This is a genomic window from Verrucosispora sp. WMMD1129 (assembly GCF_029581255.1).
GTDB lineage: Bacteria > Actinomycetota > Actinomycetes > Mycobacteriales > Micromonosporaceae > Micromonospora > Micromonospora sediminimaris.
On the sequence record NZ_CP120741.1, the window covers coordinates 5,355,517 to 5,381,459 of the forward strand.

General features: G+C 70.7%; 21 protein-coding genes and 1 pseudogene. 12 read left to right on the top strand and 10 right to left on the bottom strand.

What is annotated here, in order from left to right; genetic code table 11:
• The first annotated feature begins 7 nt into the window (after nt 1-7).
• The 4 genes from O7624_RS25020 to polA all read left to right on the top strand — a co-directional run bounded on the left by O7624_RS25020 (nt 8) and on the right by polA (nt 5,591).
• Nucleotides 8-1,153: a branched-chain amino acid ABC transporter permease gene (locus O7624_RS25020; RefSeq protein ID WP_232511008.1), complete on the top strand. Its 1,146-nt coding sequence runs from the start codon at nt 8-10 to the stop codon at nt 1,151-1,153.
• Nucleotides 1,146-2,084 carry an ABC transporter ATP-binding protein gene (locus tag O7624_RS25025; RefSeq protein ID WP_093401489.1) on the top strand — a complete coding sequence of 313 codons (939 nt, stop codon included), beginning with the start codon at nt 1,146-1,148 and terminating at the stop codon, nt 2,082-2,084. Before O7624_RS25020 ends, O7624_RS25025 begins: the two co-directional genes overlap by 8 nt.
• Entirely contained in the window at nt 2,074-2,784 is a 711-nt protein-coding gene (locus O7624_RS25030) for an ABC transporter ATP-binding protein (protein WP_093401488.1), read from the top strand. Before O7624_RS25025 ends, O7624_RS25030 begins: the two co-directional genes overlap by 11 nt.
• A 107-nt stretch (nt 2,785-2,891) precedes the next feature.
• The gene (gene polA, locus O7624_RS25035) at nt 2,892-5,591 is read left to right on the top strand and encodes a DNA polymerase I (RefSeq protein ID WP_282237479.1); all 2,700 of its coding nucleotides are present in this window, start codon (nt 2,892-2,894) and stop codon (nt 5,589-5,591) included.
• A 241-nt stretch (nt 5,592-5,832) separates the two neighbouring features.
• On the opposite strand, the gene O7624_RS25040 is transcribed toward polA, so the two are convergent.
• From O7624_RS25040 to O7624_RS25055, 4 genes are all read right to left on the bottom strand, one after another.
• Nucleotides 5,833-6,264, bottom strand: a complete 432-nt coding sequence (locus tag O7624_RS25040; protein WP_282237480.1) for a DUF3140 domain-containing protein — start codon at nt 6,262-6,264, stop codon at nt 5,833-5,835.
• Entirely contained in the window at nt 6,251-6,469 is a 219-nt protein-coding gene (locus tag O7624_RS25045) for a DUF2945 domain-containing protein (protein WP_093401484.1), read from the bottom strand. The genes O7624_RS25040 and O7624_RS25045 overlap by 14 nt, the downstream gene beginning before the upstream one ends.
• Nucleotides 6,470-6,533: 64 nt before the next feature.
• On the bottom strand, nt 6,534-7,085 hold the full coding sequence (locus O7624_RS25050) for a Uma2 family endonuclease (protein WP_282240756.1): 552 nt from the start codon (nt 7,083-7,085) through the stop codon (nt 6,534-6,536).
• Nucleotides 7,086-7,201: 116 nt separating this feature from the next.
• Nucleotides 7,202-8,008, bottom strand: a complete 807-nt coding sequence (locus O7624_RS25055) for a class I SAM-dependent methyltransferase (protein WP_282237481.1) — start codon at nt 8,006-8,008, stop codon at nt 7,202-7,204.
• A 325-nt stretch (nt 8,009-8,333) separates the two neighbouring features.
• On the opposite strand from O7624_RS25055, the gene rpsA reads away from it, so the two are divergent.
• Both rpsA and coaE read left to right on the top strand, forming a co-directional pair.
• A complete protein-coding gene (rpsA, locus tag O7624_RS25060) occupies nt 8,334-9,827 on the top strand; it encodes a 30S ribosomal protein S1 (protein WP_093401481.1) in 1,494 nt (497 codons plus the stop codon).
• A gap of 240 nt (nt 9,828-10,067) precedes the next feature.
• Nucleotides 10,068-11,249, top strand: a complete 1,182-nt coding sequence (coaE, locus tag O7624_RS25065) for a dephospho-CoA kinase (RefSeq protein ID WP_282237482.1) — start codon at nt 10,068-10,070, stop codon at nt 11,247-11,249.
• Nucleotides 11,250-11,290: 41 nt separating this feature from the next.
• Here coaE and O7624_RS25070 read toward each other — a convergent pair whose 3' ends face one another.
• Nucleotides 11,291-12,880, bottom strand: coding sequence for a hypothetical protein (locus tag O7624_RS25070; protein WP_282237483.1), 1,590 nt, complete (start codon nt 12,878-12,880; stop codon nt 11,291-11,293).
• Nucleotides 12,881-13,287: 407 nt separating this feature from the next.
• Between O7624_RS25070 and uvrB the strand changes: the two genes are divergently transcribed.
• Together uvrB and O7624_RS25080 are read left to right on the top strand one after the other, a co-directional pair.
• Complete coding sequence (gene uvrB / locus O7624_RS25075) at nt 13,288-15,396, top strand: excinuclease ABC subunit UvrB (protein WP_282237484.1); 2,109 nt, start codon at nt 13,288-13,290, stop codon at nt 15,394-15,396.
• A 110-nt stretch (nt 15,397-15,506) separates the two neighbouring features.
• Complete coding sequence (locus O7624_RS25080) at nt 15,507-16,361, top strand: helix-turn-helix transcriptional regulator (RefSeq protein WP_282237485.1); 855 nt, start codon at nt 15,507-15,509, stop codon at nt 16,359-16,361.
• 172 nt (nt 16,362-16,533) lie between these two features.
• Here O7624_RS25080 and O7624_RS25085 read toward each other — a convergent pair whose 3' ends face one another.
• Nucleotides 16,534-16,827 (bottom strand): antibiotic biosynthesis monooxygenase, encoded by a 294-nt coding sequence (locus O7624_RS25085; protein ID WP_093401613.1) that lies wholly within the window; start codon nt 16,825-16,827, stop codon nt 16,534-16,536.
• A 192-nt stretch (nt 16,828-17,019) separates the two neighbouring features.
• Here O7624_RS25085 and O7624_RS25090 point away from each other — a divergent pair, with 192 nt between their 5' ends.
• The gene (locus O7624_RS25090) at nt 17,020-18,018 is read left to right on the top strand and encodes a TerC family protein (protein ID WP_093401477.1); all 999 of its coding nucleotides are present in this window, start codon (nt 17,020-17,022) and stop codon (nt 18,016-18,018) included.
• Between the two features lie 54 nt (nt 18,019-18,072).
• Here O7624_RS25090 and O7624_RS25095 read toward each other — a convergent pair whose 3' ends face one another.
• Entirely contained in the window at nt 18,073-18,258 is a 186-nt protein-coding gene (locus O7624_RS25095) for a hypothetical protein (protein WP_282237486.1), read from the bottom strand.
• A 170-nt stretch (nt 18,259-18,428) separates the two neighbouring features.
• On the opposite strand from O7624_RS25095, the gene O7624_RS25100 reads away from it, so the two are divergent.
• Nucleotides 18,429-19,241: a tyrosine-protein phosphatase gene (locus O7624_RS25100; protein ID WP_282237487.1), complete on the top strand. Its 813-nt coding sequence runs from the start codon at nt 18,429-18,431 to the stop codon at nt 19,239-19,241.
• Here O7624_RS25100 and O7624_RS25105 read toward each other — a convergent pair.
• Together O7624_RS25105 and typA are read right to left on the bottom strand one after the other, a co-directional pair.
• The gene (locus tag O7624_RS25105; RefSeq protein WP_282237488.1) at nt 19,195-20,097 is read right to left on the bottom strand and encodes a serine hydrolase; all 903 of its coding nucleotides are present in this window, start codon (nt 20,095-20,097) and stop codon (nt 19,195-19,197) included. The two genes, O7624_RS25100 and O7624_RS25105, sit on opposite strands and share 47 nt — an antisense overlap.
• Before the next feature lie 8 nt (nt 20,098-20,105).
• On the bottom strand, nt 20,106-21,974 hold the full coding sequence (gene typA / locus O7624_RS25110; RefSeq protein ID WP_210938523.1) for a translational GTPase TypA: 1,869 nt from the start codon (nt 21,972-21,974) through the stop codon (nt 20,106-20,108).
• A gap of 126 nt (nt 21,975-22,100) precedes the next feature.
• Between typA and O7624_RS25115 the strand changes: the two genes are divergently transcribed.
• The gene (locus O7624_RS25115) at nt 22,101-23,453 is read left to right on the top strand and encodes a DedA family protein (protein ID WP_282237489.1); all 1,353 of its coding nucleotides are present in this window, start codon (nt 22,101-22,103) and stop codon (nt 23,451-23,453) included.
• Nucleotides 23,447-23,779, top strand: a pseudogene (locus O7624_RS25120) (lytic transglycosylase domain-containing protein); the annotation flags it as partial. The gene O7624_RS25115 and the pseudogene O7624_RS25120, both read left to right, overlap by 7 nt.
• On the opposite strand, the gene O7624_RS25125 reads toward O7624_RS25120, so the two are convergent.
• Nucleotides 23,725-25,854: an efflux RND transporter permease subunit gene (locus O7624_RS25125; protein ID WP_282237490.1), complete on the bottom strand. Its 2,130-nt coding sequence runs from the start codon at nt 25,852-25,854 to the stop codon at nt 23,725-23,727. The pseudogene O7624_RS25120 and the gene O7624_RS25125 sit on opposite strands and share 55 nt — an antisense overlap.
• Between the last annotated feature and the right edge of the window lie 89 nt (nt 25,855-25,943).

Sequence of the window (25,943 nt, forward strand, 5' to 3'; positions counted from 1 at the left end):
CAACAAGATGCGAGAGCTGGACCGCGGTCGGGTCAACGCCCTGCACGCGGTCGGCGACCGGTGGCGCGCGCTGCCGAAGTGGCAGCGGTCCCTGGCGTTCGTCGCCTTCGTGGTGTTCCTCTACTACCTGCCGCTGCTCGGCATCCCCGGCCTCACCTGGTTGCGTACCGACTCGATCTCGGGCGGCAGCAACTGGGCGGGTGTGCTCTTCACCTGCGCCGTCTACGTGCTGGTGGCGATCGGCCTCAACGTGGTGATCGGCCTGGCCGGTCTGCTCGACCTCGGCTACATCGGCTTCTTCGCCATCGGCGCGTACGCGGTGGCGTTGTTCGGTTCGGTGAACTCGCCGGTGGTGCAGTGGTTCCAGCGGGAGTTCGACCTGCCGCCCACCTGGGCGGTGACCTGGGCGATCTGTGCCTTCATCGCACTGGTGCTGGCGCTGATCTCCGGGGTGCTGCTGGGCTGGCCGACGCTGCGGCTGCGCGGTGACTACCTGGCCATCGTGACGCTCGGCTTCGGTGAGATCATCCGCATCGTGGCCCGCAACCTGGAGGGCGTCACCCGGGGCCCGCAGGGCATCTCGGCGATTCCCGGCCCGGAGGGACCGCCCTCGCCGGACAACCAGATCTTCGGCCTGATCGACATCAAGCCCTGGTACTGGCTGGCGATCACCGTCGTGCTGCTCATGGTCTTCGCGGTACGGCGGCTGGAGCACAGCCGGGTCGGTCGTTCCTGGCTGGCCATCCGGGAGGACGAGGACGCGGCCGCGGTGATGGGCGTCTACCCGTTCAAGTTCAAGCTCTGGGCCTTCGCCATCGGCGCGGCGCTCGGCGGCTTCGCCGGGTTCCTGTTCGCCAGCCGGTACGCCTTCATCGACCCGACCCAGTTCAACGTGAACCTCTCCATCCTGTTCGTGGCGATGGTGGTGGTCGGCGGGTCGGGCAACATGGTCGGCGTGTCGGTGGGTGCGGTGCTGCTGGCGTACCTGCCGGAGCGGTTCCGGGAGATCGCCGACTACCGGTGGCTGGCCTTCGGTCTGGCCATGGTGCTGGTGATGATCCTGCGTCCGCAGGGCCTGATCCCGAGCCGGCGGCGGGCCCGTGAGCTGAAGGACCGCGCGGCGGAGGCAGAGGAGGCGCCCGCTCATGTCTGATGAGACGAAGACCCCGGCGGCGCCGAAGATCCCGGCCCAACCGGGACCGGCCAGGAACCTCCTGGAGGTCGACAACGTCACGCTCCGGTTCGGTGGTGTGGTCGCGCTCAACGAGGTCAACTTCGAGATCAAGGAAGGCGAGATCCTCGGCCTGATCGGGCCCAACGGTGCCGGCAAGACCACCTGCTTCAACGTGATGACAGGGGTCTACAAGCCGACCTCGGGTGCGGTCCGGTTCGGCGGCGAACGGGTCACCGGTCGCAAGCCGCACCAGATCAGCCGGCTGGGCATCTCCCGGACGTTCCAGAACATCCGGCTGTTCCCGGAGATGTCGGCGCTGGAGAACGTCATGGTCGGGACGGACTCCCGGCACAAGACGAGCGTGCCCGGCGCGCTGTTCCGGCTCTACCGGGTGCGGCCCACGCCGGAGCAGTTGCCGGAGGTCACCGCCGCCGGCGGTGTCGCACGTACCTGGCAGCAGTTGCGACGGTCCTTCGCCAAGACCTTCGGCCTGTCCCGCTACGTTCTGGAGGAGCGGGCGGCCGAGGAGAAGGCGATGGAGTTGCTGCGTTTCGTCGGCATCGCCGACCGGGCCAACGACGCGGCGCGCAACCTCCCGTACGGCTACCAGCGGCGGCTGGAGATCGCCCGGGCGCTCGGCACCGAGCCGAAGCTGCTCTGCCTGGACGAGCCGGCGGCCGGGTTCAACCCGGCCGAGAAGGAGGAACTGCTGGGGCTGATCCGCCGGATCCGCGACAACGGCGTCACCGTGCTGCTGATCGAGCACGACATGCGGCTGGTGATGGGTGTCACCGACCGGATCGTGGTGCTTGAGTTCGGCAGCAAGATCGCCGACGGCCTGCCGGACGAGGTCAGCCGAGACCCGCGGGTGATCGCGGCATACCTGGGGGAGTCCGCCGATGCTGCTTGAGTTGGACAACGTCAGCGTCTCGTACGGCCGGATCGAGGCGCTGCACGGCATCAGCCTCACCGTCAACGAGGGTGAGGTGGTGGCCCTGATCGGTGCCAACGGTGCCGGCAAGACCACCACCATGCGGGCGATCTCCGGTATCCGGTCGCTGTCCGGCGGCCGGATCACCTTCAACGGTGAGGACATCAGCAAGCTCCGCGCCGACCTGCGGGTGGTCCGGGGCCTGTGCCAGTCGCCCGAGGGTCGGCAGATCTTCCCCGGCATGACCGTGCTGGAAAATCTGGACATGGGGGCGTACACCCGGCGCGACCACGCCGGCATCGCCGCCGACCTGGAGCGGGTGCTGGAGATGTTCCCCCGGCTGCGCGAGCGGCGTAAGCAGGCCGGTGGCACCCTCTCCGGCGGTGAGCAGCAGATGCTCGCCGTCGGCCGGGCGCTGATGAGCCGGCCGAAGCTGCTGCTGCTGGACGAGCCGTCGATGGGTCTCGCTCCGATGATCATCCAGCAGATCTTCGACATCATCGTGGAGATCAACCAGCAGGGCACCACGGTGCTGCTGGTGGAGCAGAACGCCCAGCAGGCGCTCTCCCGGGCCCACCGGGCGTACGTGCTGGAGACCGGTCGGATCGTCAAGGAGGGCACCGGTCAGGAACTCCTGCACGACCCGTCGATCAAGGAGGCGTACCTGGGCGTGGCCTGAGGTGTGTCGTACCGGCGTCGGCCGTCCGTCCCTCGTGGGTGGGCGGCCGGCGGCGTTCCGGTGCTGCCGCGCCAGCCTTGTCGGCGGTACGGACTAGAGTCGCAGCCGTGACAGCTACGACCCCGCGCCTGCTTCTCGTCGACGGACACTCCCTGGCCTACCGGGCGTTCTTCGCCCTGCCGGTGGAAAATTTCTCCACCACGACCGGGCAGCCGACGAACGCGGTCTACGGCTTCACCTCAATGTTGATCAACGTGTTGCGCGACGAGCAACCGACCCACATCGTCGTCGCCTTCGACGTCTCCCGCCGGTCCTTCCGCACCGACCGCTACGCGGAGTACAAGGCAGGGCGCAGCGAGACCCCGACCGACTTCAAGGGCCAGGTCAGCCTGGTGAAGGAGATCCTGGCAGCGCTGCGCGTCCCGGTGGTGGAGAAGGAGGGCTACGAGGCCGACGACGTCATCGCCACGCTGGCCTGCCAGGCCCGCGACCAGGGCATGCCGGTGCTGATCTGCACCGGCGACCGGGACGCCTTCCAGCTCGTCGACGAGCACATCACCGTGCTCTACCCGCGCAAGGGCGTCTCCGACCTGGCCCGGATGGACCCGGCTGCGGTCGAGGCGAAGTACGGCGTCACCCCCGGCCGCTACCGCGACCTGGCCGCCCTCGTCGGCGAGACCAGCGACAACCTCCCCGGCATCCCCGGCGTCGGCCCGAAGACCGCCGCGAAATGGATCAACACGTACGGCGGGGTGGACGGCGTCATCGCCCGCGCCGACGAGATCAAGGGCAAGGCCGGCGACAGTCTCCGGGAACGCCTCGCCGATGTGATCCGCAACTACGAGATCAACCAGCTGGTCGCCGACCTGGAGTTGCCGCTGCGTCCCGAGGACGCCCGCTGGCAGGGATGGGACCGCGAGGCGGTGCACCAGGTCTTCGACACCCTTCAGTTCCGCATCCTGCGGGACCGCCTCTACCAGTACCTCGAAGCGGTCGAGCCGGAGGCTGAGTCGGGCTTCGACCTGGTCGGCGAGGTGCTGGCCGCGCCCGGCGCGCTCGTGGGTTGGCTGGAGACGCACGCGCCGGCCGGCACCGGCGTCGGCGTCGCGGTCAAGCTCGACACCGGCCCGAATCGCCGGCACACCGCCACCGTCACCGGCATGGCGCTGGCCACCGCCGACGGCGCGGCGGCCTGGTTCGACCCGGGCCAGCTGGAGGCCGGCGACGAGGCGGCGTTGGCGGCGTGGCTGGCCGACGAGACCCGCCCCAAGGTGCTGCACGACAGCAAGCCGGCCGTGCTCGCCTTCGCCGCGCACGGCTGGGATCTCGCCGGCATCGCCCGCGACACGCAGATCGCCGCCTACCTGGCCCGCCCGGACCAGCGTTCCTACGACCTCACCGACCTGGCGCTGCGCTACCTGCACCGGGAGTTGCGGGTCGACGCCCCGGAGACCGGGCAGCTGACCCTCGACGGGCTCGGCGGCGACAGCGAGGCCGAGCAGAACCTGATGCTGCACGCCCGGGCCACCCTCGACCTGGCCGACGCGATCGACGCGGAGCTGTCCCGCGACGGGGAGCAGTCGGCCCGGCTGATGGCCGGGGTCGAGCTGCCGCTGATGCGGGTGCTGGCGCAGCTGGAGCGCACCGGCATCGCCGCCGACACCGACTACCTGACGGAGTTGGAGGCGCACTTCGCCGCCGAGGTGAAGGCCGCCGCGCAGGGTGCGTACGAGGCGGTGGGGCGGGAGTTCAACCTCGGCTCACCCAAGCAGTTGCAGGAGATCCTCTTCGGCGAGCTGAATCTGCCCAAGACCAAGCGGATCAAGACGGGTTACACCACCGACGCGGACGCGTTGCAGTGGCTCTACGCGCAGAACCCGCACCCGGTGCTGGCCCACCTGCTGCGGCACCGCGACGTGGCGAAGCTCAAGTCGACGGTGGACGGGCTGCTCAAGTCGGTCTCCGACGACGGGCGCATCCACACCACCTTCAACCAGACGGTGGCCGCCACCGGCCGGCTCTCCTCCACCGAGCCCAACCTGCAGAACATCCCCATCCGCACCGAGGAGGGGCGACGGATCCGCCGCGCCTTCGTGGTGGGGGAGGGCTTCGAGTGCCTGCTCACCGCCGACTACAGCCAGATCGAGATGCGGATCATGGCGCACCTGTCGGCCGACGACGCGCTGATCCAGGCGTTCAACTCCGGCGCCGACTTCCACGCCGCGACGGCCTCGTCGGTCTTCACCGTGCCGCTCGCCGAGGTCACCCCGGACCAGCGGCGCAAGATCAAGGCGATGAACTACGGCCTGGCGTACGGGCTCAGCGCCTTCGGCCTGTCCCAGCAGCTCGGCATCAGCGCCGAGGAGGCGCGCGGGTTGATGGAGAACTACTTCGCCGGGTTCGGCGGGGTACGCGACTACCTGCATGAGGTGGTCGCCCGGGCTCGCCAGGACGGCTACACCTCCACCATCCTCGGCCGTCGGCGGTATCTGCCCGACCTGGTCAGCGACAACCGGCAGCGTCGGGAGATGGCCGAGCGGATGGCGCTCAACGCCCCGATCCAGGGCTCCGCGGCGGACATCATCAAGGTCGCCATGCTGCACGTCGACACCGCATTGCGGGACGCCGGCCTGCGCTCCCGGATGCTGTTGCAGGTGCATGACGAGCTGGTCTTCGAGGTCGCGCCGGGAGAACGGACGGTGCTTGAGGAACTGGTCCGGCGCGAGATGGGTGGGGCGTACCCGCTGTCAGTGCCGTTGGAGGTGTCGGTGGGCGACGGCCGCGACTGGAACAGCGCCGACCACTGACCCGTTCCTTGGGGGTTTCGGGGCAGCCCGACCCGCTCCGGGCGGTCAGGCTTGATCCCTGCGCGGGTCGGGCTGCCCCGAAACCCTGACGTGGTCGGGGAACGCCGGTCGGTCACGGTCCTGTGGACGAACCGCGCTGATGCCACGCAGTTTCGGGGCAGTTGTTGCCTCGCGGGCGGCTGACACAGCAACTTCGCCGAAGTTGTGGCCTGCTGGGTGGGTCCACGGTCCGGCGCGGATCTCAGCGGCCGGGGCCTCGGCGGGACTTGGGTGGGGTGCCGTGCCGGTCGAGGGCCTTGCGGGAGGGGCCGCCGGGCGGTGGCAGCGGCGCCTTGACCGGGTCGTGACCCCAGTTCATCAGCGAGTACCGCCACCGGGTGTCGCGGACGTCGCCGCTGGGACGCTGCGCCATGTGCCGTCGGACGTACCCGACGACCTTGCGCATGTGCTTGTAGTCGGCCTCGGTCAGCTGGCCGCGTTTGCGGCGCAACAGGTCGATGATCTTTCGGCCGGATTCGTGGCCGACCGTCTCGCCGCCCCCGCTGCCCTTTCTCCGCCAGCCGACATGCTTGGACTCGTCGGTGTCCAGCCACTTCGACAACTCGCCGGGCTTCATGTTCACCGCCTCGGTGAACTCCCGGTAGGTCTGATCCGGGTCGTCACGACTGCTCACGGCGCAGCACCTCCGGACGGTGGGCCACGTCCCGACCCGAGTCGTCGTTGCGGATGCGGTACTGCGGCTGCTCCGGTGACGCGTTCACGGGGTGCCCGCGTACGTGGGTCCGTTCGGTCAGCTTCTCCTTGACCACACCGTGGGCCCGGCCGCTGTGGCTGGCCCAGGAGACGTGGTCACCCTTGCGGAACTCCTGGTCGGCCATGGTGTTCGGGTACCCGGGGGCGGTCGGTGAAAACGCCGCCGTCGGGTCACGTGCACGGTCGGGGCTATGGAGTGAGGTCGCGGACCGGAAGTTTGATCTCGAAAGGCTCGGTCAGCTCGATCAGCTCCGCGCTGTCGGCGACTAGTTCGTACTGCCGTTCCCCGCCCGGCCCGATCCGGTCGCCGAGCCGGTACGCGTACACGTGCACCGGGTTCTGCTCGACGCGCCAGTAGAAGGGGATGCCGGCGGCGGCGTACTCGCCCGGCTTGGCGAACCGGTCGACGCGGCGGGTACCCGGCGAGACGACCTCGACGGCCAGCACGACGTCCGCTGGTCGCAGCCGGGACCGGTCGGCGGGCAGTCCGGCGCGGCAGAGCAGCACGTCGGGTTGTCGGCTGGTGTTGTGGCTGAGCCCGACGCCGATCGCCTGGGCGGCACGCAGGTGCGCTGGCGCGTGGGATCGCAACCACGACGTCAGCAGGAATGAGATGTCCTGATGGCCCAGGGTGGGGGAGGGTGTCACGTGGATGACTCCGTCGACGAGTTCGACGCGGGGGGCGTCGTCCGGCAGGGCGAGCAGGTCCTCCAGGGTGTAGTCCGCACGCTGCTGCCGCATCGGGTCCGGACACCAGGGGCCAGGTGATGTCGGGATGGGCTCGGCGCTCATGTGGTGAGCGTAACGCCACCCGGGGACGACGGCGTCGCACTGACCGTCCGGCACGGCGTCGTTCCTCAGCGGGCCGGTTTCTCGGTGACGAAGATGGCGGTGCCGGGAAACAGTCGGCCGCGCAACGGGCTCCACTGCCCCCAGATCCCCTCGTGTCCCTCCGGCCACTCCGGTTCCACCAGGTCCAGCAGCCGGAACCCGGCACCTACCAGCTCGCGTACCCGGTCGCCGAGGGTGCGGTGCTGCTCGACGTAGCTGGCCCGGCCGTGTTCGTCCAGTTCCACGTACGGCCGGGTGTCGAAGTACGAGTGCACGGCGGTCAACCCGCCCTCCCCGGGATCGTCCAGGAAGATCCAGCGCATCGGGTGGGTGACCGAGAAGACCCACCGGCCGCCGGGACGCAGCACCCGGTGCACCTGGCGCATCAGTGCCGCCGAGTCCTCGACGAACGGGACCGCGCCGAACGCCGTGCAGGCGATGTCGAAGGTCTGGTCGGCGAAGGGCAACGCCAGCGCGTCGGCCTGCGCCAGTGGCACGCGTACCCCGCTGCGGGCGTTGGCCTGTGTCGCGTGCCGCAACATGCCGGCGGACAGGTCCACCGCGACCGGCCGGGCCCCCTGGGCGGCCAGCCAGCGGGAGCAGGAGGCGGCACCGCAGCCGACCTCCAGCACCTGCCGCCCGGTCACCTCGCCGAGCAGCCCGGCGTCGGCCTCGCGCAGCCCCTCCGGACACCAGACGAAGTCCACGTCGCCCAGGAAGCTGCCGTGTTCGGCCTGGTACGCGTCGGCGTCGGCGTCCCACCAGCGCCGGTTGGCGGTGCGTGCCTCGGCATCACCGACCCGACGCCGGGTCACCCGGTCCTCGTCGTCCACCAGGCCACGCTAGGCCCTCACCGCGGTGGGGCCGGCGGCGGCCCGTCGCGCCCGCGGCATCTCTGGTCGAAATCTCCGCTTTCGCTGCTGGTGCGCCGATGAGTAGACGGGAGGGCTTGCACGCTGTGGTAATGCAGCAGGTAGGGTAGACGATGCGCTCGCGGATCGTGTGCCTCGGCAGGGAGCAGGTGCGCGGTCGACGGAGTCACATCAAGATCTCGTTCAGCGATATCCAGGTGGGCCCGCCGACGGATCCGTTGGCGCGCACAGGTCACCGCGACACCAGCCTGCTGTGACACACCATCCGACCGGAGCAACCGCCCACATGACGAGCAGCATCGAGGCCCCCTCGAGCGCCACCAAGGTCACCGTCGACGATCTCGGCTCTGAGGAGGCTTTCCTCGCCGCGATCGACGAGACCATCAAGTACTTCAACGACGGCGACATTGTCGAAGGCACCGTCGTCAAGGTCGATCGGGACGAGGTCCTGCTCGACATCGGCTACAAGACCGAGGGTGTCATTCCCTCTCGGGAGTTGTCGATCAAGCACGACGTGGACCCGGCAGAGGTCGTCTCGGTGGGCGACCACATCGAGGCCCTTGTCCTTCAGAAGGAGGACAAGGAGGGCCGGCTGATCCTCTCCAAGAAGCGGGCGCAGTACGAGCGGGCCTGGGGCACGATCGAGAAGATCAAGGACGAGGACGGCGTCGTCCGCGGTTCCGTCATCGAGGTGGTCAAGGGTGGCCTCATCCTCGACATCGGGCTGCGTGGCTTCCTGCCGGCCTCCCTGGTCGAGATGCGCCGGGTGCGCGACCTGCAGCCGTACGTCGGCCGCGAGCTCGAAGCCAAGATCATCGAGCTGGACAAGAACCGCAACAACGTGGTGCTGTCCCGCCGGGCCTGGCTGGAGCAGACGCAGTCCGAGGTGCGTACCGAGTTCCTCAACAAGCTCCAGAAGGGGCAGGTCCGCAAGGGCGTCGTCTCCTCGATCGTCAACTTCGGCGCCTTCGTCGACCTGGGCGGCGTGGACGGCCTGGTGCACGTCTCCGAGCTGTCCTGGAAGCACATCGACCACCCGTCCGAGGTCGTCGAGGTGGGCCAGGAGGTCGAGGTCGAGGTTCTGGACGTCGACCTGGACCGTGAGCGGGTCTCGCTGTCGCTGAAGGCGACCCAGGAAGACCCGTGGCGTCAGTTCGCCCGCACCCACGCGATCCAGCAGATCGTGCCGGGTAAGGTCACCAAGCTGGTGCCGTTCGGCGCCTTCGTCCGGGTGGACGACGGCATCGAGGGTCTGGTCCACATCTCCGAGCTGGCCGAGCGGCACGTGGAGATCCCCGAGCAGGTCGTTCAGGTCGGCTCCGAGGTCATGGTCAAGGTCATCGACATCGACCTGGAGCGTCGCCGGATCTCGCTCTCGCTCAAGCAGGCCAACGAGGGCTTCGTCGAGGGCGAGGAGCACTTCGACCCGACCCTCTACGGCATGGCCGCGACGTACGACACCGAGGGCAACTACATCTACCCGGAGGGCTTCGACCCGGAGACGGGCGAGTGGCTCGAGGGGTACGACAAGCAGCGCGAGACCTGGGAGAACCAGTACGCCGAGGCGCGGCAGCGCTGGGAGGCGCACCAGAAGCAGGTGCAGACCTCCCGGGCCGCCGAGGCCGAGGCCGCTGCCAACCCGCAGCCCGCCCCCACGGGCGGCGGCACCACCACCTCGACCAGCGCGGCCCCGAGCCGGCAGGCCGAGGAGCCGGCGGGCACGCTGGCCACCGACGAGGCGCTCGCCGCACTGCGGGAGAAGCTCGCCGGCGGCAAGTGAATCTGCGGCACGTCCAGTCGCGGGGTGTCTGACGCCGCGCCGCGACCTGGATCTGTCGGTTGACAACGGAGGGCCCCGCCCCGACCCGGAACACCCGGGTCGGGGCGGGGCCCTCCTCATCCCCGTTGATCATGAAGTTGACGGCAGTAGTCGATCAACAAGTGTCGCCAACCTCATGATCAACGCTGGGGCGGGCGGGGTGGGGTTGGCGGGGGTGGGGTGATCGGGTTGACTGGTGCCGTGCTGAGGGTGGGGTTGACCGGCGGGATCGGTTCGGGCAAGAGCGCGGTGGCGGCACGACTTGTCGAGCGGGGTGCCGTGCTCATCGACGCCGATCAGCTCGCCCGGGAGGTCGTCGCACCCGGTACCGAGGGGCTCGCCGAGGTGGTCGCCACCTTCTCCGACCGGGTGTTGGACGCCGACGGGGCGCTGGACCGGGCTGCCCTGGGTGACCTGGTCTTCGCCGACGAACCGGCCCGGCGCAGGCTGGAGGCGATCATCCATGGCCGGGTCCGGGCCCGTACCGTCGAACTGACCGCCGCCGCCTCGCCGGACGCCGTGGTGGTCAACGATGTCCCGTTGCTGGCCGAGGTGGGACTGGCGCCCGCGTACCACCTGGTGGTCGTGGTGCAGACCGGGGTCCACATCCGGCTGGCGCGGCTGGCGCGCGACCGGGGGATGAGCCGGGCAGAGGCGCAGCGTCGGATCGCCGCCCAGGCCGACGACGCCCGCCGCGCGGCGGTGGCGGACGTGCTACTGACCAACGAGGGCACCCTCGACGAACTGCACGAGTCGGTCGACGCGCTCTGGCGCGACCGGCTGGTGCCCTTCGAGACCAACGTCCGTCATCGGCGGGCGGTGCGACTTCACCAGGTCAGGCTGGCCGATCCCGACCCGACCTGGCCGAGACAGTACGCCCGGCTGGCGGACCGGATCCGGCACGCCATCGCCCCGGCCGACCTGCGGATCGATCACATCGGTTCGACCGCCGTCGCCGGCCTGGCCGCCAAGGACGTCATCGACATTCAGCTAAGCGTGCCGTCCCTCGCCGAGGCCGACGGTGTGTTGGCCGAGCGGCTGGCCGAAGCCGGTTTCCCGCGGTTGCCGGGCGAGTGGTGGGACAGTCCCCGACCGGCCGGCAGCGGCCAGTGGGCGAAGCGGCTGCACGGCAGCGCGGACCCGGCCCGCCCCGTCCACCTGCACGTGCGGGTGACCGGTTCGCCGGGCTGGCGGTACGCCCTGCTGATGCGCGATCACCTACGGGCCGATCCCGACCAGCGGGCCGCGTACCTGGTGCTCAAGCGGGAACTGGCCGCGTCCGCGCCGGACAGCGGCGCGTACGCCACGGCGAAGGACCCGTGGTTCGACGAGGAGCACCTCCGGGCGGAGGAGTGGGCCGCCCGCACCGGTTGGCGTCCCTGACGGTTCGTCGGGGTCGCATGGGAGGGCGTCCGATGGCCCGGTCAACGCTGCCGCGGCGACGTCAGCCGTGGCACCCGGCCCGGGGCCAGGTCGAGCTGCGCCCAGGCGCCCGCCCGCGTCGGCAGTTCCAGCCGGCGCAGCATCCCGGACCGGTCGACCCAGTAGCGCAGCGGCCCGCGGGCCGTGTCGACCTGCACCACGTCGACAGTGGTGTTGGCGAGGGTGTCGCCGCGTAGCCGTCGCGCGCTGCCCTGGACACCGGTGCGCTGTGCGGCCTGGAGCGCGGCAGCCACCAGCGGGTCGAGAGCCTGCGTGCGGTGCGGTCCCGCCCGCCAGCCGGCGGCCGGCGGCGGCAGCGGCGGACGCGCCGAGTCGCCGGTGCCGTCGATCCGGGTGACCTTGCGGCCGTGGTGGCGGACCAGGGTGCGCCGACCGTCCGCGTCGAGGTCGGTGACGCCGAGGTAGGCGCTGCCCGACTTCCAGCTCAGCCAACCGCTGCCACGTAGGTTGGTGGCGGTGGAGACGGGCATGGTCAGGGTGGCCGTTGCCCCGCCGGCGGTGCGCAGGCGGGCCGGCAGCCGGCGCCAGCGGTCCCGCTCGGTGGCGGTCAGGGCGCGGGGCAGGCCGGGTCGGCCACCGAGCGCCTCGACCGGTCGCAACGTCGGTCGGTCCGCCCGGTTCAGGACCACCGTGACGGGTCCGATTCCGGCGAGGTCGGCCTGTACCCGGTGCAGCCGGCCGGCCCGGTCCAGCCAGTAGCGGACCGGGGCGCCGGCGTCGGCCGGGGCAGCGGGTTCGCGGCTCGGCGACGCACCGGAGCCCGGCGTCGACACCTCCAGCACGTCGACCGGCTCACCGTTGAGGTGTTCCCGGTCCATCCAGCGGCCGACCCAGCCGTCCACCTCGTCGGGCCGGTCGGCGGCGAGCGCGAAGATCATCCCGAGTAGCGGATCGAGCCCCCGGTCCGCGGGTAGCCGCCAACCGTCGGCCGGTGGCACCAGCGGCGGCATGGCCGGCGTCGGTACCGCCGTCGGGTCGGGTCTGATCACCAGCACGGTGGGAGTGGCCTGGGCCAGTCCGCGCGACGGGCCTGCGCCGGGGCCACCCACGTCGAGATAGGCCAGCCCCCGGGACCAGTCGACCCAGCCGAGCAGGTCGGTGCGGGCGGCACCAGCACCGGCGGTGACGTGCAACCCGGCGCGCAACTCGCGATAGTTGGTCACCCGCATGACGGCCAGGCGCTCCCGTTCGGCCGTGGTCAGGTCCCGTGGCGGCGGCCCGTCCGGCGTCCAGTTGACCAACGTGGTCACCAGCATCACGGCGGAGAGCACCGCGGTGAGGGTCAACCCGGCGAGGGTGAGACGACGTCGGCGGTTGGCCGCGCGCCGTGGGCCGTCGGCCCCGGTGGCCGCCCCGGCCAGGTCCTCCTCGTCGGCGCGGTTGCCGGCGGCCAGGTCGAGCAGCCCGCCGGAGACCACTGCCCGGCGGATGCCCGGCCGTGACTGCGGTGTCCGGCCGGCCGTCTCGGTGCTGCCCAGGTGGAGGACCGCGGGTGGCACGATGCCGGCGCGGTGGCGGCGGTTGGGCGCGCGGCGGCGGCGGTCGGACGGCGGTCGTGAGTTGTTCTCCACGGGAGGATGAACGGCCCGGAGCATGCCGGGGTGACGAGCAGGGGCGCTCGCGGCGGCCGGTCAGCGCGATCCGCGCGACCACGTCCGGTGCGCACGCCAGGCATGCCGGGTGCTGCGACCCTCGGTGCCGGGGGCGGCGTGGCCTGTGCGGCCCGCCACCGGCCCGGTCGGCCGCCGCGAGCGGCCTACAGGAAAAGCGTAGCCGGGTGAGAAGAACCACACAATGCGAATATCGAAGCCGATCAGGTGCCGCACGTAGTCGTCCGAAAGGTGGGCGGGTCCGCCGACGCGGTCCGCCGGCCGCGCCGAGCCGAACAGCGCCCCACCGGTGTCGACCTGGCGGTCCGCCGGGTCGCCGGGGGCCGGAAGGGGCCTGGCTGTCATAGCCCCGGCGTACCGTTGACGTCATGGCGCTCGACATACCCCGGCTCGACGGCCGTTTCCAGGTCATAAGTGATTTTCAGCCGGCCGGTGACCAGCCGGCGGCGATCGACGACCTGGAGCGGCGGGTGCGTCGCGGCGACCGGCACACGGTTCTGCTGGGCGCGACCGGCACCGGCAAGAGCGCCACGACGGCCTGGCTGATCGAGCGGCTGCAACGCCCCACGCTGGTGCTGGCACCCAACAAGACGCTTTGCGCCCAGCTGGCGAAGGAGTTCAGCGAGCTGCTGCCGGACAACGCGGTGGAGTATTTCGTCTCCTACTACGACTACTACCAGCCCGAGGCGTACATCCCGCAGACCGACACGTACATCGAGAAGGACTCCTCGATCAACGAGGAGGTCGAACGGCTGCGGCACTCCGCGACGATGTCGCTGCTCACCCGCCGCGACGTGGTGGTGGTCGCGACCGTCTCGGCGATCTACGGGTTGGGCACCCCGGAGGAATACCTCGACCGCGCGGTACGGGTGGCCGTCGGCCAGGAACTCGACCGGGACCAACTGTTGCGCCGTCTGGTCGACATCCAGTACACCCGCAACGACATGGCCTTCCAGCGGGGCACCTTCCGGGTCCGCGGCGACACCCTGGAGATCATTCCGGCGTACGAGGAACTCGCCGTGCGCATCGAGCTCTTCGGTGACGAGGTGGAGAAGCTCTACTACCTCAACCCGTTGACCGGTGACGTGGTGCGTGAGGTGGACCATCTGCTGATCTTCCCGGCGACGCACTACGCGGCCGGCCCGGAGCGGATGGAACGGGCGGTCCGCGACATCGAGGCGGAGTTGGGCGAGCGGCTGGCCGAGCTGGAACGGCAGGGCAAGCTGCTGGAGGCGCAGCGGCTGCGGATGCGCACCACCTACGACATCGAGATGATGCGGCAGGTGGGCTTCTGCTCGGGCATCGAGAACTATTCGATGCACATCGACGGCCGGCTGCCCGGCAGCCCGCCGCACTGCCTGCTGGACTACTTCCCCGACGACTTCCTCACCGTGGTCGACGAGTCGCACGTGACGATTCCCCAGATCGGCGGCATGTACGAAGGGGACGCCTCGCGCAAGCGGATGCTTATCGATCACGGGTTCCGGCTGCCCAGCGCCGCCGACAACCGGCCGCTGCGGTTCGACGAGTTCCTGGAGCGGGTCGGCCAGATGGTCTTCCTGTCGGCGACCCCCGGCCCGTGGGAGCTGGAGCACGCCCAGGGCGAGTTCGTGGAGCAGGTGATCCGCCCAACGGGTCTGGTCGACCCGGAGGTGGTCGTCAAGCCGACCCGCGGGCAGATCGACGACCTGATGCACGAGATCAAGCTGCGGACCGAGCGCGACGAACGGGTGCTGGTCACCACGCTGACCAAGAAGATGGCCGAGGATCTGTCCGACTATCTGCTGGAGAACGGCATCCGGGTGCGCTACCTGCACTCCGAGGTCGACACCCTGCGCCGGGTGGAGCTGCTGCGCGAGTTGCGTCGGGGCGACTACGACGTGCTGGTCGGCATCAACCTGCTGCGCGAGGGCCTCGACCTGCCCGAGGTGTCGCTGGTGGCGATCCTGGACGCGGACAAGGAAGGCTTCCTGCGCAGCGGCCGGTCGTTGATCCAGACCATCGGCCGGGCGGCCCGTAACGTCTCCGGCCAGGTGCACATGTACGCCGACAAGATCACCCCGTCGATGGCCGACGCGATCGAGGAGACGAACCGGCGGCGGGCCAAGCAGATCGCCCACAACGAGGCGCACGGCGTCAGCCCGGAGCCGCTGCGCAAGAAGATCCACGACATTCTCGACGACATCTACCGTGAGGCGGAGGACACCGAGGCGACCCGGGTCGGCGGTGCGGTGCGGCAGCTGTCGCGCGGCAAGGCGCCGGTCAAGGAGACCCGCAGCCGAACTCGGGGCGGCACCGCCACCCCGGTCCGCGAGGGCATGGCACGGGCCGAGCTGGCGCAGCTCATCCAGGAGCTCAACGACCAGATGCTGGCCGCCGCGCGGGACTTGCAGTTCGAGTTGGCCGCCCGGATCCGCGACGAGGTCGCCGACCTCAAGAAGGAGTTGCGGGGGATGGACGCCGCCGGCGTGCGGTAGGCGCCGCCAGCCGGGCAATCCACATCCTACGGTGGGGCAATAGCGGAATGCGAGCGTCCTATTGCGCTAAGTGATCGCCCTGCGTACTCTCCCTCGGTGGGGAGGCAGGGATGCCGTTGCCAACAAGTCCGGTCATTCGACGTGCGCGACTGGGCGCCGAGTTGCGTCAGCTACGCCGACGGGAGGCGCTGACGCTGGAACAGGTGTGTGAGCGACTCGGTTGGGCGTCCACCTCCAAGCTGTCCCGCATCGAGCTGGGGCAGAGCCGGCCCGACCTGGCCGACGTGCTCGACCTGCTCGACGTCTATGAGGTGCCGTCGTTGCAGCGCGACGCCCTGATCGTGATCGCCCGGGACGCGGCGACCAGCCGGGGCTGGTGGAAGTCCCTGGGGGAGATGAGCGAGCGGCAGCGCACGTACGCCGAGCTCGAGGCCGGGGCGGCGGGCATCGTGGAGTACCAGCCGGTGATCGTGCCCGGGCTGCTGCAGACCCCGGCGTACGCCCGGCTGCGCATCGTCGCCGGTCAGCTCATCGACCCCACGGTGGACGTGGAGGCCGACCTGCGGGCCCGGGCCGCCCGACAGGCGGTGCTGCGTCGTGTCGAACCGCCCCGCTACACGGCGCTGGTCACCGAGGTGGCCTGCGAGCCGGGCGACGACCCGGTGGAGGTGTGGCGCGAGCAGGTGGGGCACCTGCTCGAACTGGCCGCCCTGCCGCACGTGACGATCCGGCTGCTGCAGGTCGGCGCGGGCCGGCGCCCGCTGCCGCTGACCCCGTTCTCCTGCTACTCATTCCCAGACCCGGCGGACCCGCGCACGGTGATGCTGGAGGCGTTGACCACCGATGTGCGGCTGACCACCGCGACCGACGTCGACCGGTACGAACGGATGACCGACTGTCTGCTGGAGACGGCGTTGCCGGAGGAGGAGACGGTGCGGCTGCTGTCCCGCCGGCTCGACGGATGACGAACTGCACCTGCCACCCATCAAAGGGGGCGGCAGGTGCACACGCGGTCGTGGCGTCGGGACCGGACCCGGCGCCCCCGAAGCCGTCGGGGCCGGTGCCGACGCGAGACGCACGATAGGTGGACGGTGTGACACTTTCTCGGTTCGGTGCGTGGTGATGATCCGGTGTCGGTCACGCGGGTACGTCGACGAAGTGTTCGACTCGCGGTGGCGCGGCGAAGTGCGGACCGATCAACTCCCGCCAACCGGCGAAACGCTCCGTCGCCCGGAAGTTCTGCTCGTGCGCCTCGACCGTGTCCCACTCGACCAGCAGCACGAAACGGGAGGGTGACTCCAGGCCCCGGGTCATGCGTACCGAGCGGCAGCCGGGCGTGCCGGCGAGCAACGGGCGCCCCTGGGCGTACGCGGCGGCGAACGCCTCCTCGTGACCGGGAATGACATCGATGAGCGCAACCTCAAGGACCATGCCGGCAGCCTGCCACATCGCTGCCGGCACCATGCCGGCTGGCCGGCATCTCCGTCACCGTCTCCTGCCCGGGGCCATCACCCACCCCGGTAACCCATCCTCCTAGGATGCCCAAAGGGGGTGGGGCACCCACCTCACCCGACAGGGCGTACCGTGTGCCGGTTGCTGGGTGGCGACCGGAGGAATGAGACTGTGAACGTGTCCGGACTGGTGTGGGCGGCGACGCTCGCAGCCCTGACCACGGTCCTCGTGGTGGACCTGCTCATCATCGGGCGCCGGCCGCACGAGCCGAGCGTGCGGGAGTCGAGCCTCTGGGTCGCCTTCTACGTCGGACTGGCCCTGCTGTTCGGTGGCGGACTGTGGCTCACCGCCGGGGCGAGCGTGGCGGGGCAGTTCTACACCGGCTGGCTGACCGAGTACAGCCTCTCGGTGGACAACCTCTTCGTCTTTGTGATCATCATGGCCCGCTTCGGGGTGCCCCGGCAGTACCAGCAGAAGGTGCTGCTCGTCGGCATCGTCCTCGCGCTCGTCATGCGGGGTGGTTTCATCGCCGCGGGGGCGGCATTGATCTCGCAGTTCACCTGGGTGTTCTACGTCTTCGGGGCGTTCCTGATCTACACCGCTATCAACCTGGCCCGGCAGGGCGAGTCGAGCGAGGAGGAGTTCACCGAGAACGTCCTCATCCGCTGGAGCCGGCGGGCGCTGCCCATCTCCCGGGGCTACGAAGGCGCCCGGCTGACGGTACGGGAGAACGGTCGGCGGATGTTCACGCCGATGCTCATCGTCATGATCGCCATCGGCACCACCGACCTGATCTTCGCGCTCGACTCGATTCCAGCGATCTTCGGGATCACCCAGGAGCCGTACCTCGTCTTCACCGCCAACGTGTTCGCACTGATGGGGCTGCGGCAGCTCTACTTCCTGCTCGGTGGGCTGCTCAACCGATTGATCTATCTGAGCCACGGACTCGCGGTGGTGCTCGGCTTCATCGGGGTGAAGCTGATCCTGGAGGCGCTGGCGGAGAACAATCTCCCGTTCGTCAACGGTGGCGAACACGTCGGCTGGGCACCACACATCCCGATCTGGCTGTCCCTGCTGATCATCCTCGGCACCCTGGCGGTGGCCACGGCGGCGAGCCTGATCAGGTCCTCGCGGGACCGGCGACGCGAGTTGGCCGAGTCCCGCCGCTGAACCGGCTTCGAGCCGCACCGGGCAGGGTGGCGTCCGAGGGCTGCGTCATTAGGACTACCGGGCGGCGGCGAGGCCGGCGACCCACGCCCCGACGTCGGCGGGTGAGCCGAGCGCCGGGGCGTCCACCGGCCGGACCGCGCCGGGGCGACTCCACCGGGCAGCGACGGCGACTCGGCTCACCGCCTCGGTGCCCGACTGCACGACCACCCCGGTCGGTCGCACCCCCGTTGCTCGGACCATAGGGCGGACCACCACGACCATCAATTCGTCAGTCTGGATTCTTACGGCGACCGTCCCGGCACCGCCGGGCCACGGACCGGTGCCGGCCGGCTGTAGCCACTCCGCGATCGGGCGACGGGTGCCTGTCGCGACGATCAACGGGTACGGCACCCTGTACGCGAGGGGGCGACATGATTGGTGAGCGAGCGACGGCATCGGGCTGGACACTCGTCGGTGCACCCAACGCACGGGACCTCGGTGGACTGATCGGTGCCGAAGGCCGGCGGGTACGACCCGGACGGCTGATCCGAACGCCCGCGCTCGGCCGGCTGACCGACGAGGACCTGCCGGTGCTGGCGAAGCTCGGACCGGCCTGCGTGGTGGACCTCCGAGCCGAGTCCGAGGTGTCGGTGGCGCCACCGGACCGGCTGACCGGCGATCCGACCGTGGTGCACCTGCCGGTGCACGACCCGGCGCATCCAGTCTTCACGTACGTCTCGGCCGTGCTGCTCGGCCACGACCTGAGCGAGTACGCGGAGCTGGCGCGGCAGGGGACACCGGCGGCGATGGCAGCGATCTACCGCTGGTTCGTCACCGGCGCCGCGGCCCGGGAGGGCTTCGCCGCGGCGGTCCAGCTGGCGGCCGACGAACGCAACGTTCCACTGGTGTACCACTGCTCGGCGGGCAAGGACCGCACCGGTTGGCTGACCGTGGTGCTGCTGCACGCCCTCGGGGTGGACGAGGCCGCGATCCGAGCCGACTACCTGGCCCACAACCCGTTGACGGAGAGCCTGCGCGAGGTGCTCGTCGATGCGATGCGCCAGCGTCACCCGGGGCTGGACGAGACGGCGGTCCGGCCGGTGCTGGAGGTCCGCCCGGAATACCTCGACGCCGCGTACGAGCAGGTGCGGCAGGTACACGGGTCGTTCGGGGCGTACCTGCGCGACGGCCTGGGGATCACCGAGGAGACGGTGGCGGCGTTGCGGGCGAACCTGCTGGAGTGAGCGCGGTGAGGTTGTGACGGGCCTGCCACACCTCGCGGGAGATGTCGGCCACCAACTGGTTGGCGTCGACGTCGGCCTGAGCGTTGGTCTGGTCGTCGTCGACGGTGGTGCAGACGACGAGCAGGTAGGGCGCGGCGTCGTCGGGGTAGACCACCGCCGCGCCGTGCCGTACGCCGCGTACCCAGCCGTTCTTGTGGGCGAGCCGGATGCCGGGCGGCAGACCTTCGGCGACATCCTGACGGATCTGCTGGGCGCAGAGCACGTCCAGCATGGCGGCGCAGCCGGCGGGTGAGGCGATCGGGCCGGGGCGGTTGGCGCCGGTGGCGACGGCACCGAGCAGCGCGGCCAGGTCGGCGGCGGTGACCAGGTTGGTGATCTGGGCATCGCGGGCGGCGAAATCCTCGATGCCCCGCCCGGTGACGCTGTGCCGGGCACCGGCCAGTCGCCAGACCTCGGCCACCGCAGGCAGCCCGACGTGTTCGATGACCAGGTTGGTGGCGAGGTTGCTGGAGCGGACGATCATCCGCTCGGCGAGCCAGCGCAGCGACGCCCGTCCGTCCAGCCGGTCCCACACGGCCTCGTCGTTGTCGTACGCCCGCCGGCAGGAGTACGGCGGGGCATCCGGCCGGGCGGAGGTGAACCGGTTGACGACCTCGACCGGGGCGTCCGGGTCGAGGTGGCCGGCCTCGGCAGCGCGGTGCAGCGCGGCGAGCACGGCCAGTTTCATCGTGCTCGCCGCATAGTGGGTGGCCTCGGCGTGCCGGGTCCAGGTGGGTGGGGCACCGAGGGGCCCCACGTACACCGAGATCGTGCCGGGCTCCCGGTCCAGCCGCGCGTGGAGGTCGCCTGCGGCCATCGCGCGTCTCAGCCGGCGTGCTTGCGGCGGGCGGCGGTGCGGGCCCGCTGGGTCTGGTCGAGCACGACCTTGCGGATGCGGACGGCGGCCGGGGTCACCTCGACGCACTCGTCCTCGCGGCAGAACTCCAGTGCCTGCTCCAGCGAGAGCTTGCGCGGCGGGATCAGCTTCTCGGTCTCCTCCGAGGTGGAGGAGCGCATGTTGGTGAGCTTCTTCTCCTTGGTGATGTTGACGTCCATGTCGTCGGAGCGGGAGTTCTCCCCGACGATCATGCCCTCGTACACCTCGGTGCCGGGCTCGACGAAGAGCGTGCCGCGCTCCTGGAGGTTCATCATGGCGAACGCGGTGGCGGCGCCGGAGCGGTCGGCGACCAGTGAGCCGTTGTTGCGGGTCCGCAGCTCGCCGAACCACGGCTCGTACGACTCGAAGACGTGGTGCAGGATGCCGGTGCCCCGGGTCTCGGTGAGGAACTCGGTGCGGAAGCCGATCAGACCGCGGGCCGGTACCAGCCACTCCATCCGGATCCAGCCGGTGCCGTGGTTGACCAGCTGCTCCATCCGGCCCTTGCGGGTGGCCAGCAGCTGGGTGATCGCGCCGAGGTACTCGTCGGGCGCGTCGATGGTGAGCCGTTCCACGGGTTCGCAGGTGCGCCCGTCGATCTCCCGGGTGACCACCTGGGGCTTGCCCACGGTCAGCTCGTAGGACTCGCGGCGCATCTGCTCCACCAGGATGGCCAGGGCCAGCTCGCCCCGGCCCTGCACCTCCCAGGCGTCCGGTCGCTCGGTGGGCAGCACCCGCAGCGACACGTTGCCGACGAGTTCCTTGTCCAGGCGGTCCTTGACCATCCGGGCGGTCACCTTGGCGCCCTTGACCCGGCCGACCAGTGGCGAGTTGTTGGTGCCGATGGTCATGGAGATCGCCGGCTCGTCGACGGTGATCAGCGGCAGCGGGACCGGGTTCTCGGCGTCGGCGAGGGTCTCACCGATCATGATCTCGGGGATGCCGGCGACCGCGATGATGTCGCCCGGGCCGGCGCTGTCGGCGGGCTTGCGCTCCAGGCCCTCGGTCATCAGCAGCTCGGAGATGCGGACCCGCTGGGTGCTGCCGTCGGTGCGGCACCAGGCCACCGACTGGCCCTTGGCGATGGTGCCCTGCCGCACCCGGCACAGCGCGAGGCGGCCGAGGAACGGCGAGGCGTCCAGGTTGGTGACGTGCGCCTGCAGCGGGGCGCTCTCGTCGTACGCGGGCGGTGGGATGGTGTCGAGCAGGGTGCGGAACAGCGGCTCCAGGCTGTGGCTGTCGTCCGGCACCGAACCGTCGGCGGGCTGGGTGAGGGAAGCGATGCCGTCGCGGGCGCAGGCGTAGACGATCGGGAAGTCGATCTGCTCCTCGTCGGCGTCGAGGTCGAGGAAGAGTTCGTAGGTGTCGTCGACGACCTCCTTGATCCGGGCGTCCGGGCGGTCCACCTTGTTGATCACGAGGATGATCGGCATCCGGGCCTTGAGGGCCTTGCGGAGCACGAACCGGGTCTGCGGCAGCGGCCCTTCGCTGGCGTCGACCAGGAGCACCACCCCGTCGACCATGGTCAGGCCACGCTCCACCTCGCCGCCGAAGTCGGCGTGCCCGGGGGTGTCGATGATGTTGATGGTGACCGGGTCCGAGCCGTCGGCGGGCAGGTAGCGCACGCCGGTGTTCTTGGCCAGGATGGTGATGCCCTTCTCCCGTTCCAGGTCCATCGAGTCCATCACCCGCTCGGTCACCTCGCCCCGGGCGCCGTAGGCGCCGGCCTGCCGCAGCATGGCGTCGACCAGGGTGGTCTTGCCGTGGTCGACGTGAGCGATGATGGCGACGTTGCGGAGGTCCGTGCGAAGCTGCATGAGCTCCATCCTCCCGCCTGCGCGGTAGCCGCGTGGCGTCGGGGTCACCGGAGAGTGGGGCGGCGCGGTGACGGAGGGCACTGTCACACTTGCAGGGCAGTTCTGCCGAGGTGATCCGGGGGCGCCGTGCACGATCTGCTCAGTTCGGTGCAGAGCCTGCCGCCGTCGCTGATCTACGTGGTGGCGGCGCTTATCGTGGCCGCCGAGACGGCACTGATCATCGGGTTGGTCGCGCCCGGGGAGGCGACCCTGCTGCTGGTGGGCTTCCTCACGTACACCGGCACGTTGCGGTTCGGACCGGCGTTGCTGGTGATGATCGCCGCCGCCGCGTTGGGGGACGCGTTGGCGTTCCGCGCCGGCCGGCGCTACGGGCCACGGCTGCGGGCCAGCAGGTGGGGTGCCCGGGTGGGGCCGGAGCGGTGGGCCCGCGCCGACGCGATGCTCGACCGGATGGGTGGGCGAGGTGTGCTGACCGCCCGCTGGGTGGCGTTCGCCCGCACGCTGGTGCCCCGGCTGGCCGGTGCGGCGGGGATGCCGTACCGCCGGTTCGCGCCGTGGAACCTCGCCGGGGTGAGCAGCTGGGTGGGTGCCTCGGTGCTCGTCGGGCATCTGGCCGGGGAGTCGTACGAGACGGTCTCCCGGCTGCTGGGTCGGGCCACCGGAGCGGTGCTGGTGCTGGTGGCGGCGCTGGTCGCGGTGGTGCTGGCCGGTCGCTGGCTGGGCCGAAACCCCGATCCGGCCCGGGCGTTGCTGACCCGGGCGGCCCGGCTGCCGCCGCTGCGGTGGCTGTCGGCCCGCTACGGGCTGCTGTTCTTCCTGCTGAGCCTGCGCCTCGGGCCGGCCTGGGCGTTGCTGGCGAACCTGGCCGTCGGGGTGGTGCTGCTGTTCGTGGTCGCGTTGATGATCGCCTGGGTCCTGCGGGTGGTGGTTCGGCAGAGTGGGTTGGCTCTGGTCGACGGGGCGATCGCGAGCTGGTTCGCGGCGCGGCGTACGCCCGATGCGGTGGAGGCGACCCAGGCGGCGGTGTCGCTGCTGCGTGGCTCGTCGCTGATCGTGATGGTGGCGGTGGTCGCCCTGATTCAGGCGTGGCGGCAACGACCCTGGCGGGCGGACCTGCTCAGTGTGGTCGGTACCGTCGGCGCATTCGTACCGCTGGTGGTGTTGGCGGCCGTGGCGGATTTGGCCGCCGGTGGGCGGGTGGTGCTGTTCTCCACCCAGAACGTCGTGGTGACGGCGAGCCTGTGCACCCTGGCGTGGCTGTTGTCGCGGGGTGCCCGGTGGCCGGTGGCGGTGGCCGCGTGGACCGTGGCGGCGGCCGGTGTGGTCGCCATCGGCGGCGCCCGGCTGTATCTGGGGTTGAGCACGGCCAGCGGTACGGTCGGCGCGGTGCTGCTCGGTGCCGCCTGGACGGCGGTGTTCATGGTCGCCTGGGCCACCCGGGACCGTGCGGTGACGGGCGGTAGGTCCGCCGTCGGGTGATGCCGGACACCGCGACCTGGATGAACCAGCGTTTCGGGCAGAGCTACGACGTCTGGGACTACCAGGACAACGCCTACCTTGGCGGCACCTACCTGGCCTGGCTGACCAAATACATCGGCGACATGTACTTCGACGCCGACTACCGGCTCGACGCCGACCTGTGCACCTCCGAGCTGAACTCGTGCCTGTTGAACGCGATCATCGCGGCCTACAACTACGGGCACGGGGCGGTGGCCCGGGAGGGGGAGCCGCTGACCATCCCGAACCCGAGCTACGTGCGCAACGTCCGGGCGCTGATGTCGGAGTGCGTCTGCCTCGGGTTCTGATCGGCGCTGACCCGGCCGGGCCACCAGAACCGTTCCCCGAGCAGGAACGCCAGGGCTGGGACGACCACCGTGCGGACCAGCAGGGTGTCCAGCAGCACGCCGAGGCAGACGATGATCCCGATCTGGGTCAGGGTGATCAGCGGTAGCACGCCGAGGACGGCGAAGACGGCGGCCAGCAGGATCCCGGCGCTGGTGATCACGCCGCCGGTCACGCGCAGCGCGGAGAGCATGCCCTCGCGGGTGCCGGCGGTGCGGGCGTCCTCGCGGGCGCGGGTGACCAGGAAGATGTTGTAGTCCACGCCGAGCGCCACCAGGAAGACGAACGCCAGCAGCGGCACGGTGGTGTCCAGGGCGGGGAAACCGAGCACGTGGTCAAAGAGCAGCCAGGCGCCGCCGAGGCTGGCGAAGTAGGACGCGACAACGGTGACCACGAGCAGCACCGGGGCGAGCAGGCCGCGTAGCAGCAGGACCAGCACGGCACCGACCAGGAGCAGGATCAGCGGCAGGATGACGCGTAGGTCCTCCGCGTCGGCCGCCGACGCGTCGTACGTGCCGGCCACGGTGCCGCCGACGATGGCGCCGGCCGGGGTGTCGCCGCCTGCCGGGGCGGGCGGCGCGGAGTCGGGTACGGCGGCGACCGCGTCCCGCAGGGCCTCCAGCGTTCGGTCGGAGGCGGTGGTGCCGGGCTCGGCCTCGAGGACCACGTCGACCTGAGCGACGGTGGGGCCGGCGGTGCCGGGACGGGCGGAGGCGACCCCGGGCACCTCGGCGGCGGCCGCGGTTACCGCCGGTACGGTGTCGGGTCGGGTCATCACCGCGACCGGCTGGGTGGTGCCGGCGGGGAAGGCGCGGGCGAGGGTCTCTGCTCCGGCGACCGCTTCGGGCTGTACCCGGAACTGCTCGGTCTCCGACAGCCCGGTCCGCAGGCCGAGGCCGCCCAGGGCAAGCGCGGCCAGCAGCAGCGTGGCCAGGACCGCGACGGGCACCGGTCGGCGGATCACGGCGGCGCCGAGCCGGCCCCAGACCCGGCCCTCCCGACCTTCGCTGCCGACGTGCGGTACGAATGGCCAGAACAGGCGCCGCCCGAGCAGCACCAGCGCGGCCGGCAGCACGAGCAGCGCCGACGCCATGGCCAGGAGGATGCCGGTGGCGCAGGCGACGGCGAGGGCCCGGTTGAGTTCCCGCTCGCTGAGCAGCAGGGTGAGCACCCCGAGCATGACGGTGCCGCCGCTGGCGAGGATCGGTTCGGCGGTGCGGCGCAACGCGGCGCGCATGGCGGCGAAGCGGTCCGCCTCGCGGCGCAGTTCCTCCCGGTAGCGGGCGATCAACAGCAGGGCGTAGTTGGTGGCGGCGCCGAAGACGAGGACGCTGGCGATGCCGGAGACGGCACCGCCGGCGAAATTGATGCCGACGGCGGGGATCACCGTGTCGAGGGCCCGCAGGGCGACCTGTTCGGTGGCGGCCACGACGGCCAGGGGCACCATCCACAGCAGTGGGCTGCGGTAGGTGACGAGCAGCAGCAGCGCGACCACGGCGGCGGTGACGGCGAGCAGGGTGGTGTCGGCGCCCTCGAAGACCTTGGTGAGGTCGGCGGTGAAGGCCGGGGGGCCGGTCACCTCGACTGTCAGTTCGGCCGGCAGCGCCGTCAGCGCCTCGCGGACCTCGGCGACGGTGGCGGCCACCGCTTCCTGACCACCCTCGGTGCTCAACGGCACGGCGACCAGGGCGACGGTGCCGTCGGGGGACAGTTGCGGCGGCGCGACCTGACCGCCGACGGTGAACCCGCCGAGGGCACCGGTGCCGGTGGTGACGGCGGTGCGGTCGGCGTCGGTCAACGGCGCGCGGTCGTCCCGGGTGACCACGACGATGGCCGGCTGGACGTCGCTGGCCGGCAGTTCGTCCTGCAACCGCTCGACCTGGGTGGATTGCCAGCGGTCGGACAGGCCGGTGGCGGAGACGGGTGCCGGGTTGTCAGGGGTCGGCAACCAGAAGACGGCCGCGCCCACGGCGAGCGCCGCGAGGATGGTGAACCAGGCGTTCAGGCGACCGCCCGCCACGCGGGTGAACACGGACATCAGGACCCCCAGGCAAAAGTATCTAGACAGCCGAGATTTTCGCCTATCAAGAGAGACGCTGCAACAGCTCAGTGGTAGAGAATCTCGGC